At 68.4% G+C, this 11,930-nt stretch carries 10 protein-coding genes; 9 read left to right on the top strand and 1 reads right to left on the bottom strand.

Annotated features, from left to right (window positions below):
* Position 1 precedes the first annotated feature (1 nt).
* The 5 genes from atpA (at position 2) to NCG93_RS10285 (ending at position 5,171) form a co-directional block, all read left to right on the top strand.
* Positions 2 to 1,639, top strand: coding sequence for a F0F1 ATP synthase subunit alpha (gene atpA / locus NCG93_RS10305; protein WP_194413981.1), 1,638 nt, complete (start codon positions 2 to 4; stop codon positions 1,637 to 1,639).
* 20 nt (positions 1,640 to 1,659) lie between these two features.
* A complete protein-coding gene (locus NCG93_RS10300; protein WP_194413980.1) occupies positions 1,660 to 2,556 on the top strand; it encodes a F0F1 ATP synthase subunit gamma in 897 nt (298 codons plus the stop codon).
* 40 nt (positions 2,557 to 2,596) lie between these two features.
* Positions 2,597 to 4,045, top strand: a complete 1,449-nt coding sequence (gene atpD, locus NCG93_RS10295; RefSeq protein WP_194413979.1) for a F0F1 ATP synthase subunit beta — start codon at positions 2,597 to 2,599, stop codon at positions 4,043 to 4,045.
* Position 4,046: 1 nt separating this feature from the next.
* Entirely contained in the window at positions 4,047 to 4,307 is a 261-nt protein-coding gene (locus NCG93_RS10290; protein ID WP_194413978.1) for a F0F1 ATP synthase subunit epsilon, read from the top strand.
* Between the two features lie 114 nt (positions 4,308 to 4,421).
* Positions 4,422 to 5,171 (top strand): YaaA family protein, encoded by a 750-nt coding sequence (locus NCG93_RS10285; protein ID WP_194413977.1) that lies wholly within the window; start codon positions 4,422 to 4,424, stop codon positions 5,169 to 5,171.
* A gap of 250 nt (positions 5,172 to 5,421) precedes the next feature.
* Here NCG93_RS10285 and NCG93_RS10280 read toward each other — a convergent pair whose 3' ends face one another.
* Positions 5,422 to 5,874 carry a DUF4282 domain-containing protein gene (locus NCG93_RS10280; protein ID WP_194413976.1) on the bottom strand — a complete coding sequence of 151 codons (453 nt, stop codon included), beginning with the start codon at positions 5,872 to 5,874 and terminating at the stop codon, positions 5,422 to 5,424.
* Positions 5,875 to 6,056: 182 nt separating this feature from the next.
* Between NCG93_RS10280 and NCG93_RS10275 the strand changes: the two genes are divergently transcribed.
* The 4 genes from NCG93_RS10275 (at position 6,057) to NCG93_RS10260 (ending at position 11,912) form a co-directional block, all read left to right on the top strand.
* Complete coding sequence (locus NCG93_RS10275) at positions 6,057 to 6,866, top strand: DUF5684 domain-containing protein (RefSeq protein WP_194413975.1); 810 nt, start codon at positions 6,057 to 6,059, stop codon at positions 6,864 to 6,866.
* Between the two features lie 141 nt (positions 6,867 to 7,007).
* Positions 7,008 to 7,991 carry an aldo/keto reductase gene (locus tag NCG93_RS10270; RefSeq protein ID WP_194413974.1) on the top strand — a complete coding sequence of 328 codons (984 nt, stop codon included), beginning with the start codon at positions 7,008 to 7,010 and terminating at the stop codon, positions 7,989 to 7,991.
* Positions 7,992 to 8,130: 139 nt separating this feature from the next.
* The gene (locus NCG93_RS10265) at positions 8,131 to 9,864 is read left to right on the top strand and encodes an ABC transporter ATP-binding protein (RefSeq protein WP_194413973.1); all 1,734 of its coding nucleotides are present in this window, start codon (positions 8,131 to 8,133) and stop codon (positions 9,862 to 9,864) included.
* Positions 9,861 to 11,912 carry an ABC transporter ATP-binding protein gene (locus NCG93_RS10260; protein WP_194413972.1) on the top strand — a complete coding sequence of 684 codons (2,052 nt, stop codon included), beginning with the start codon at positions 9,861 to 9,863 and terminating at the stop codon, positions 11,910 to 11,912. The genes NCG93_RS10265 and NCG93_RS10260 overlap by 4 nt, the downstream gene beginning before the upstream one ends.
* Positions 11,913 to 11,930 lie beyond the last annotated feature (18 nt).

Genomic DNA, 11,930 nt, shown 5'->3' with positions numbered 1-11,930 from the left:
AATGGCAGATCTCTCTATCAGCCCCGACGTCATCCGTGACGCGCTGAAGGACTTCGTCGCCGCCTACGAGCCCACCGGGGCTGCGGCCACCGAGGTCGGCACCGTCGTCGACGCCGCAGACGGCATCGCCCACGTCGAGGGCCTGCCCGGTGTCATGGCGAACGAGCTCGTGACGTTCGGCGACGGCACGAGCGGCCTCGCACTGAACCTCGATGAGCACGAGATCGGTGTCGTCGTCCTCGGCGAGTTCTCCGGTGTCGAAGCCGGCCAGCAGGTGACGCGCACCGGCGAGGTGCTCTCGGTCGCCGTCGGCGAGGGCTACCTGGGCCGCGTCGTCGACCCGCTCGGCAACCCGATCGACGGCCTCGGCGAGGTCGCCACCACCGGCCGTCGCGCCCTCGAACTGCAGGCGCCGGGCGTCATGCAGCGCAAGAGCGTGCACGAGCCGCTGCAGACCGGCATCAAGGCGATCGACGCGATGATCCCGGTCGGCCGTGGCCAGCGCCAGCTCATCATCGGCGACCGCCAGACCGGCAAGACCGCCATCGCGATCGACACGATCATCAACCAGAAGGCGAACTGGGAGTCGGGCGACGTCGACAAGCAGGTGCGCTGCATCTATGTCGCCATCGGCCAGAAGGGCTCGACGATCGCGGCCGTGAAGGGCGCGCTCGAGGACGCCGGTGCGATGGAGTACACGACCATCGTCGCGGCCCCCGCTTCCGACCCGGCCGGCTTCAAGTACCTCGCGCCGTACACCGGCTCCGCGATCGGGCAGCACTGGATGTACGAGGGCAAGCACGTCCTCATCATCTTCGATGACCTGACCAAGCAGGCCGAGGCGTACCGCGCGGTCTCGCTGCTCCTGCGCCGCCCGCCGGGCCGTGAGGCCTACCCGGGTGACGTCTTCTACCTGCACTCCCGTCTGCTGGAGCGCTGCGCGAAGCTGTCCGACGAGCTGGGCGCGGGATCGATGACCGGCCTGCCGATCATCGAGACCAAGGCCAACGACGTGTCGGCGTACATCCCGACCAACGTGATCTCGATCACCGACGGCCAGATCTTCCTGCAGTCCGACCTGTTCAACGCCAACCAGCGTCCCGCGGTCGACGTGGGCATCTCGGTGTCGCGCGTCGGCGGCGATGCCCAGGTCAAGTCCATCAAGAAGGTCTCGGGAACGCTCAAGCTCGAGCTGGCCCAGTACCGCTCGCTCGAGGCGTTCGCGATGTTCGCGAGCGATCTGGATGCGGCATCCCGTCGCCAGCTCGCCCGCGGCGCGCGTCTGACCGAGCTGCTCAAGCAGCCGCAGTACTCGCCGTACCCCGTGGAGGAGCAGGTCGTCTCGATCTGGGCCGGCACCAACGGCAAGCTGGACTCGATCGAGGTCGAGGACGTCCTGTCGTTCGAGCGCGAGCTGCTGGACTACCTCCGCCGCAACACGAGCATCCTCGACACCCTGCGCGACACGAACGTCCTCGACGACGACACCGTCGCCGAGCTGACGAAGCGGACCGACGACTTCATCCTCGAGTTCCAGGCCGGCAAGGGCCAGGCGATCGGCAAGCCGGGCCACGAAGAGGTCGCGGCTGCCGAGGCCGAGGATGTCAACCAGGAGAAGATCGTCAAGGGCCGCCGCTAAGGCGGCACCGGACTAGGACAATGGGCGCACAACTCCGGGTCTACAAGCAGAAGATCAGCACTGCTCAGACGACCAAGAAGATCACGAAGGCGATGGAACTCATCGCGGCTTCGCGCATCCAGAAGGCGATGGCGCGCGTGCGCGCGTCGTCGCCCTTCGCGCGTGCTGTGACGCGCGCCGTCTCCGCGGTGGCGACGCACTCCAACGTCGACCACCCCTTGACCGTCGAACGTGAGACGATCCGCCGCTCCGCGGTCGTGATCTTCTCCTCCGACCGCGGTCTGGCGGGTGCCTTCAACTCGCAGATCCTCCGCGAGGGCCTCGAACTGGCCGAGCTGATCCGCCGCCAGGGCAAGGAACCGGTGTTCTACCTCGTCGGCCGCAAGGCTGTCGGGTTCTTCCAGTTCCGTCGAATGGAGGCCGCGGCCGAGTGGACGGGTGACACCGACACGCCGCACTTCACGACGGCCGAGGAGATCGCCGCCACCCTGCTGGACGCGTACGACCGCGGCGGCGACGAGAACGGCGTCGACGAGATCCACCTCGTCTACAACCGCTTCGTCAGCATGATGACGCAGTCGCCCGAGACGGTGCGCCTGCTTCCGCTGGAGGTCGTCGAGGCCGAGGAGCAGTCGTCGGCGCAGGTGTACCCGCTCTATGAGTTCGAGCCGGACGCCGAGACCGTGCTCGATGCGCTGCTGCCCGTCTACATCCAGAGCCGGGTCTTCAACGCCCTCCTGCAGTCGTCGGCGGCCAAGCACGCCGCGACGCAGAAGGCGATGAAGTCGGCCAGCGACAACGCCGACAAGCTCATCACCGACTACACGCGCCTGCGCAACAATGCGCGCCAGGCAGAGATCACGCAGCAGATCGCCGAGATCGTCGGCGGCGCGGACGCCCTTTCCTCGGGCAAGTAGCCACTGCTGCGACATCAGACCACACGAAAGAGAAGAAGCCATGAGCCTCACCGCTGACAAGACCGAGACGGTGGTCGTCGGGCGCGTCGCCCGCGTCACCGGCCCCGTCGTCGACATCGAGTTCCCGCACGACTCGATCCCCGACATCTACAACGCGCTGAAGACGACGATCGCGATCGGCGACGAGCGCACCGAGATCACTCTCGAGGTCGCGCAGCACCTCGGCGACGACCTCGTCCGTGCCATCTCGCTGAAGCCGACCGACGGCATGGTCCGCGGCCAGGAGGTGCGCGACACCGGGGGCCCGATCACGGTTCCGGTCGGCGACGTCACCAAGGGCAAGGTCTTCAACGTCACGGGCGACGTGCTGAACGGCGAGCCGGGCGAGACCATCGAGATCACCGAGCGGTGGGGCATCCACCGCAAGGCTCCCGCGTTCGACCAGCTCGAGTCGAAGACCGAGATGTTCGAGACCGGCATCAAGAGCATCGACCTGCTCACCCCGTACGTGCAGGGTGGAAAGATCGGCCTCTTCGGCGGCGCCGGCGTCGGCAAGACCGTCCTCATCCAGGAGATGATCCAGCGCGTCGCGCAGGACCACGGCGGCGTGTCGGTGTTCGCCGGTGTCGGCGAGCGCACCCGTGAGGGCAACGACCTCATCGCCGAGATGGAGGAGGCGGGCGTCTTCGACAAGACCGCCCTCGTCTTCGGACAGATGGACGAGCCGCCGGGGACGCGTCTGCGCGTGGCCCTCTCGGCGCTCACGATGGCGGAGTACTTCCGCGACGTGCAGAAGCAGGACGTGCTGCTCTTCATCGACAACATCTTCCGCTTCACGCAGGCCGGTTCCGAGGTCTCGACGCTGCTCGGCCGCATGCCTTCCGCAGTGGGCTACCAGCCGAACCTCGCCGACGAGATGGGTGTGCTGCAGGAGCGCATCACCTCGACGCGCGGTCACTCGATCACCTCGCTGCAGGCGATCTATGTCCCCGCCGACGACTACACCGACCCGGCGCCGGCGACCACGTTCGCTCACCTCGATGCCACGACCGAGCTCTCCCGCGAGATCGCGTCGAAGGGTCTGTACCCGGCCATCGACCCGCTGACCTCGACCAGCCGCATCCTGGACCCCCGCTACATCGGCGAGGACCACTACCGCGTGGCCACCGCCGTCAAGCAGATCCTCCAGAAGAACAAGGAGCTGCAGGAGATCATCGCGATCCTCGGTGTCGACGAGCTGTCCGAAGAGGACAAGATCGTCGTCTCTCGAGCCCGCCGCATCCAGCAGTTCCTCTCGCAGAACACGTACATGGCGAAGAAGTTCACCGGTGTCGAGGGTTCGACGGTCCCGATCAAGGAGACCATCGAGTCGTTCGACGCCATCGTCAAGGGCGAGTTCGACCACGTCGCCGAGCAGGCGTTCTTCAACGTCGGCGGCATCTCCGACGTCGAAGAGCAGTGGGCGCGCATCCAGAAGGAGAACGGCTGACATGCCGCTCAAGGTGAGCCTGGTCTCCGCAGACGCGGAGGTCTGGTCGGGTGAGGCGTCGCTCGTCGTCGCCAAGACCGTCGAGGGCGAGATCGGCTTCATGAGCGGTCACGAGCCGGTGCTCGCGATCCTCGCCGAGGGTCAGGTGCGCATCACCGAGACCTCGGGGACCAAGATCATCGCCAACGCTCAGGACGGCTTCCTGTCGATGGAGGGCGACGACCTCACGATCGTCGCAGGAAACGCCGCGCTGATCGCCTGAACGCCCCGCACGTGACGAGACGCCCCGAGCCGTTCGACGGCTCGGGGCGTCTCGTATCGCCGGCGGTGCCTGAGCTCGTCGAGAGGCGCCCGCTCATCGACAGGGAATCATAAGATGCTCATCCTTCTGCCGCCGTCCGAGACCAAGAGGGCAGGCGGTTCCGGACCACCGCTGCAGCCGGCATCCCTCGCGCTCCCTCAGCTGCTGCTTCAGCGCGAAGCCGTGATCGAGGCGCTCGTCGGCCTGGCCGCCGACGCGGACGAGGCGGCGCGCGTGCTCAAGCTGGGGCCGACCCAGCGCGGCGAGATCGTGGTGAACGCGCAGTTGCGCACGGCCCCGACGATGCCGGCGATCGACCGGTACACCGGTGTGCTGTACGACGCGCTGGATGCGGCATCCGTCCCCTCCGCCGGTCGCCGGTGGCTGGGCGCCCACGTGCTCGTGCATTCGGCGCCGTTCGGCCCGGTAGGCGCGCTGGACGCCATTCCGGCCTATCGGCTCGGGGCCGCCACCTCTCTGCCCGGGACTGTGCCCCTGCGGCGGCTGTGGGCGGCCGGTGTCACTGCGGCACTCGCCGATCTCGCCCCCCGCTTCGTGCTCGACCTGCGCTCGGAGGCGTACACGGCGCTCGGACCCGTCCCCGCCGGCACCGCCTCGCGCTACGTGCGCGTCGTCAGCGAAGGGTCGGACGGAGCCGTCCGCGCGCTCAACCACTTCAACAAGCACGCCAAGGGCGCGCTCGTGCGCCGCCTTGCCGAGGACCGTCCGCGCATCGCATCGGCGGCGGCTTTCGTGCGGTGGGCGGATGCTGCCGGCGTGCGTGTGCGCGAGACCCCAGGCGGCGAGCTCGAGCTGTTCGCCTGACTCTCCCCGCGCTTCCCGGCCCGGTGGTGCCCTTCGACAGGCTCAGGGACCGGTGGTGCCGTTCGGCAGGCTCAGGGACCGGTGGTGCCGTTCGGCAGGCTCAGGGACCGGTGGTGCCGTTCGACAGGCTCAGGGAGCGGTGGTGCCGTTCGACAGGCTCAGGGACCGATGGTGCCCTTCGACAGGCTCAGGGACCGGTGGTGCCCTTCGACAGGCTCGGGGACCGGTCACTGAGCTCGTCGAAGTGTCCTCAGCGGCGCGTGTGCTGGGCCGTGCGCTCGGTGTTCTCGGCGATCGCGATGAGGGCCACGACGGCCTCGATGATGAACCTCAGCAGGACGATCGCGAGGAAGGTGAGCACCGGCACGACGATGATCGTCGCGATGAGTCCGGTGATGCCGGCGCCGACGTTGAACCACATGACCGAGATGGCGCTCATGATCCCGCCCACGAAGTAGACGATGAATCCGATGCCGATCGCGATGAGCCCCACCAGGTAGAACACGCTCGCCAGGCGCCGCGTGATGAACGTGCGGAACGACAGGTCGAACAGGGCGGTGAAGAATCCCTTGCCGACGTCGCCCGCGTCGCCTCGGACGGTGGGGACACCGGTGTCGTCGGGGTCCGCGGTGCGCGCCGCCTCTGCGGCCGACTGCGGGGGCAGCGGCGGGGGAGTGGGGACGGAAGGATTCTGGTCTGTCATGGTGCCCTTCGATCTGGTGGTGCCCAGGCTATCCACCGGGGACCCGAGGGGGCCATCCCCCGATATGACGTCAATGCTGACAGGAAGCTGTGAGCGTCGCTAGCATGTGTCGAGCGGAGCAGGGGCTCCGCGGGCGTCTCCCGACGCGTTCACGAATCGACTCTCTCGGAGGTCGCTCCACCATGGACTACAACGACGGCAGCGGGGCAGGGGCCCTGATCGCCTGGCTCGTCCTCGCACCACTCCTCTTCCTCTTCGCCATCGCCGGCTACATCATCGCGTCGTGGTTCCTGATGAAGATCTTCGACAAGGCCGGTGTGCAGGGCCGCTGGCGCGCATGGGTGCCGGTGTACAACACCCTGATCTTCGTGAAGCTCGGCGACCTCAACCCGTGGTGGCTGCTGGTGCTGTGGGGCGGCGGCATCGTGCTCGGCTGGGTCCCCGTGCTCGGCTCGCTCATCGGCATCGCCGCATTCCTGTACACGCTGATGGCCGCCTGGCGGGTGGGTCTGAAGCTGCAGAAGGAGGCCGTCTGGCTGATCCTCTACTTCTTCCTCGCGATCGTCTGGCTCGGCATCAACGCTTTCGACCGCTCGCGCTGGAACACCGCGATCCCGGCCGCGCCGTGGGCGGGCAACTTCCTCGCCGACAAGACGGTCTGGTCGGGCGTCCCGCCTCAGGTGCCGGCAGGCGGCTACCCGGCCAACCCCGCCACTGCGCCGGGTTACGGCGCCCCGGCGGGCTACCAGCCTCCGGCCGGCTACACGCCGCCGCCCGCGCCGCCCGCAGGCTACAGCGCGCCCCCCGCGCCGCCCGCCGGCTACACCCCGCCGCCTGCTGCTCCGGCGTCGCCCGTGCCGCCGCCCGCCGCGCCGGCTGAGCCGCCGGCCGCGACGCAGCCGCCCGTGACGCCGCCGGCCGCGCCTGAGGCACCGCCCGCGGCCGAGCCGCCGACCTCTGAGCCTCCTGCGCCGGAGGCTCCGAAGCCGTAGCGTTCCGCAACAGCCCCTCGCCCACCCGGCGAGGGGCTGTCGCGTTGAGAGGGTCGGAGCATCGGCCTCGTCGCCACCCGGCAGATGGCCGCGCGCAGGGGCTGTGGCGAGACGCGTCGTGAGCGGGGATAACGTGGAGGCATGACCTCGACTGTTCCCCTGCGCCGCGTGGGCGCCTCCGGCCTCCTCGTCTCCGCCGTCGGACTCGGCTGCAACAACTTCGGTCGTGAGGGCACGCGCACCGAGACGCTCGAGGGCACTCGTGCGGTGCTGGACGCGGCCATCGATGCGGGCGTGACGTTCCTCGACACGGCCGACATGTACGGCGGCGAGCCCGGCCAGTCCGAGACGCTCATGGGGGAGGCGCTGCGCGGTCGCCGCGATCAGGTCACGCTCGCCACGAAGTTCGGACACCCCGGTCGCGACATGGGCTACCCGCCTTCGGGTGCGAAGGGCTCGCGGTCATACGTGCGGCGTGCGGTCGAGGCATCCCTCACGCGGCTGCAGACCGACTGGATCGACCTCTACCAGCTGCACGTGCCCGACAACGACACCCCTCTCGAAGAGACCCTCGACGCGCTGGCCGACCTGGTTCGCGAGGGGAAGGTGCGCTACATCGGCCACTCCAACTTCTCGGGATGGCAGATCGCCGAGGCGCACTTCACGGCGCTCATGCGCCACGGCGTGCCGTTCGTCTCGTCGCAGAACCAGTACAGCCTCCTCTCCCGCGACGCCGAGCGGAACGTGCTGCGGGCGGTCGAGCGCTACCACCTCGGCTTCTTCCCGTACTTCCCGCTGCACAACGGGCTGCTGTCCGGCAAGTTCACACGGGATGCCGCACCCGCCGACACGCGCATCATCCGACAGCGCCGTCACATCTACGACGACGCGCCGTGGGACGCGCTCGAGGCCTTCCAGGCGTTCTGCGACGACCGTGACATCACGATGCTCGAGGCGACCTTCGGATGGCTGCTGTCGCACCCCGCGCTGTCGAGCGTCATCGCCGGCGCGACGACCCCCGAGCAGGTCCGTGCCAACGCGGCGGCGGCGTCGGCGTGGACCCCGTCGGAGGATGATCTCGCCACCATCGACGGGCTCTTCCCGCCGCCCGAAACTGCGGCCTGACAGCACCCGCGCGGGCGGCCGGAACGAGTTCGCCCACGGCGTACGCCACGGCTTGTCGCCGCAGCGGACGCAGGCGTAGCGTCACTTCTCGTGCGCGGTCCGCGGGAGCGGACGTGTTCCGCGCGCCGAAAGGACCGTCGTGCTCGGAAAGCTCCTGGTGCGCTACCTCAAGCCGGCGTGGCCCCTCATCGTGGCCGTCGTCGTCTTCCAGCTGGCGCAGTCGATCGCATCGCTGTGGCTGCCGACGCTCAACGCCGACATCATCGACAACGGCGTCGTGACCGGCGACATCCCGTACATCTGGTCGACCGGCGGATTCATGCTGATCGTCAGCCTCGTACAGGTGGTGTGCGCGATCATCGCGGTGTATTTCGGCTCGCGGCTGGCCATGGGGATGGGTCGCGATCTGCGCGGCGACCTCTTCCACCGCGTGGTCGCGTTCTCGCAGCGAGAGGTGGGGCAGTTCGGGGCGCCGTCGCTGATCACCCGCAACACCAACGACGTGCAGCAGGTGCAGATGCTGGTGCAGGTCTCGGCGACGCTGATGATCTCGGCCCCGATGCTGGCGATCGGCGGCGTGATCATGGCGATCAGTCAGGACGTCGGCCTGTCGTGGCTGATGGCGGTCGCGATCCCGGTGCTGCTCATCATCGTGGGGCTGATCGTGTGGCGCATGGTGCCGGCGTTCACGCAGATGCAGAAGCGCATCGATCGCGTGAACCAGATCATGCGCGAGCAGCTCACCGGCATCCGCGTGGTGCGGGCGTTCGTGCGCGAGCGGGAGGAGCGTGCGCGGTTCGAACGCGCCAGCGATGACGTGAAGGAGACGGGGCTGCGCGCGGGCAACCTCATGGCGCTGATGTTCCCGGCCGTCATGCTCGTCATGAACCTGTCGAGCGTCGCGGTCATCTGGTTCGGTGCCTTCCAGGTGCAGAACAACGGCGTGCAGATCGGCACGCTGTTCGCCTTCCTCACCTACCTGATGCAGATCCTCATGGGCGTCATGATGGCCACGTTCATGTTCGTCATGATCCCGCGCGCCGCGGTCTGCGCGAACCGCATCGGAGAGGTGCTCGAGACCGACCCCTCGGTGGCGGCGCCCGCGGTCGCGGCATCCGCTCCCGCTCCCGAAGGACGGATCGAGTTCGACCACGTCGACTTCGCGTACCCCGGCGCCGAGGACGCGGTGCTGCACGACCTCACCTTCACGATCGAGCCTGGGACGACGACCGCTGTCATCGGGTCCACGGGCTCCGGCAAGACGACGCTCATCAGCCTCGTGCCGCGCCTGTTCGACGTGACGGCGGGGAGCGTCCGCGTCGACGGCGTCGACGTGCGCGACTACGACCCCGACGAGCTGTGGACGCGCGTCGGGCTGGTCCCGCAGCGCGCGTTCCTGTTCTCGGGCACGATCGCGTCGAACCTGCGCTACGGCGATCACGACGCCACCGACGAACAGCTGTGGGAGGCGCTCGAACTGGCGCAGGCCGCCGACTTCGTCCGCGCGATGCCCGATGGGCTCGAGGCGCAGATCGCCCAGGGCGGCACGAACGTCTCGGGCGGCCAGCGGCAGCGGCTCGCGATCGCGCGCGCCCTCGTGAAGCGGCCGGAGGCGTACATCTTCGACGACTCGTTCTCGGCACTGGACCTGCGGACGGATGCCGAGCTCCGGCGTGCGCTCGACACCCACCTGCCGGATGCGACGAGGCTCGTCGTCGCGCAGCGCGTGTCGACGATCCAGCACGCCGATCAGATCGTCGTCCTCGATCACGGACGCGTCGTAGGGATCGGCCTGCACGACGACCTCGTGGAGACGTGTCAGACGTACCGCGAGATCGTCGAATCCCAGCTCGCAGCGGAGGCGGCGGCATGAGCGGCACCCAGAACTCGCGCCCGGCTCCGGCCGGCCCCCGCGGCGGCCCCTTCGGCGGTGCCGGCGCGCCGGCGGCGAAGGCGAACAACTTCGGCCCCAGCGCGAAGCGGCTGCTCGGCACCCTGCGCTCCGAAATGCCGCAGCTCGTCGTCGTGCTCGTGTTCAGCATCCTTTCGGTGACGCTCTCGGTGATCGGCCCGAAGCTGCTCGGCGAAGGCACGAATGTGGTGTTCGCCGGCTTCATCTCGCTGCAGGTCCCCGCAGGGATGACCCAGCAGCAGGTCGTCGATCAGCTTGCCGCCTCAGGCAACCAGGACCAGGCGAACATGATCGCCGCGATGGACTTCGTCCCCGGCGCCGGCGTCGACTTCGAGCAGCTCGCGCGGATCCTGGCGCTCGTGCTGGCGGTGTACGTGTTCTCGAGCATCTTCGGATGGCTGCAGGCCCGGATCCTCAACGGCGTGGTGCAGCGGTCGATGCATCGCCTGCGGCTGCAGGTCGAAGACAAGGTGCAGCGCCTGCCGCTCTCGTACTTCGACCGCGTGCAGCGCGGCGAGCTGCTGAGCCGCGTCACGAACGACGTCGACAACATCGGTCAGACGATGCAGCAGACCCTCTCGCAGGTGGTCATCTCGCTGCTCACGGTGGTCGGCGTGCTGACGATGATGTTCATCATCTCGCCCCTGCTCGCGGTGATCGCCCTCGTCACGATCCCGCTCACGATCCTCATCACGGTGCTCGTCGCGCGCCGCTCGCAGAAGCTGTTCGTCCAGCAGTGGAAGACGACCGGCGTGCTGAACGCCCGCGTCGAGGAGACCTTCTCCGGCCACTCGATCGTCAAGGTCTTCGGCCACCAGAAGGAGGTCGAGGCGGACTTCCGCACCGAGAACGACGAGCTGTATCGCACCAGCTTCGGCGCCCAGTTCCTCTCGGGCGTGATCATGCCCGCGATGATGTTCGTCGGCAACCTGGTGTACGTGGCCATCGCCGTCGTCGGCGGACTGCAGGTCGCAGCCGGTCTCATGTCCATCGGCGACGTCCAGGCGTTCATCCAGTACTCGCGCCAGTTCACCCAGCCGCTCAGCCAGCTCGGCTCGATGGCGAATCTGCTGCAGTCCGGCGTGGCGAGCGCCGAGCGGGTGTTCGAGCTGCTCGACGAGGACGAGCAGACGCCCGATGACGACCCGGCCGAGACCGCGCCGGAGTCGGCCAGCCGGCTGGAGTTCACGGACGTCTCGTTCCGCTACGTCGCCGACAAGCCGCTCATCGAGGGCCTGACGCTCGCCGCACGGCCCGGAAGCACCGTCGCGATCGTCGGCCCGACCGGTGCGGGCAAGACGACGCTCGTGAACCTCATCATGCGGTTCTACGACGTCGATTCCGGAACCATCACGCTGGACGGCGTCGACACCCGGCACATGACGCGCGACGACCTGCGTGCACGCACCGGCATGGTGCTCCAGGACACGTGGCTCTTCTCGGGCTCCATCCGCGAGAACATCGCCTACGGACGCCCGGACGCCTCGGAGGAGGAGATCGTCGCCGCGGCGACGGCCGCCTATGTCGACCGCTTCGTGCACGCGCTGCCCGAAGGCTACGACACGATGCTCGACGACGAGGCGACGAACCTCAGCGTCGGAGAGCGGCAGCTCATCACCATCGCGCGCGCGTTCCTCGCCGACCCGCGCATCCTGATCCTCGACGAGGCGACGTCCTCGGTCGACACCCGCACCGAGCTGCTGATCCAGCGGGCGATGTCGCGGCTGCGCGAGGACCGGACGGCCTTCGTGATCGCTCACCGGCTGTCGACGATCCGGGACGCCGATCTCATCCTGGTGATGGAGAACGGCGCCATTGTCGAGCAGGGCTCCCACAACGAGCTCCTGAAGGTGAATGGCGCGTACTCGAGGCTCTACAACGCCCAGTTCGAGGGCGCGGCTGAGGACGAGGACCTGGTGTCGGTGACCACCGTGCCGCTCGCCCCGCCGCCGACGACGGCGCAGATCGTCGTGGAGACCCTCGCCGAGTCCGAGGACGCCGTGGAGTAACCCACTAGTATGTGAGGA

Source organism: Microbacterium yannicii, assembly GCF_024055635.1.
Lineage (GTDB): Bacteria > Actinomycetota > Actinomycetes > Actinomycetales > Microbacteriaceae > Microbacterium > Microbacterium yannicii.
This window is presented reverse-complemented; position numbering and strand designations above follow the sequence as displayed.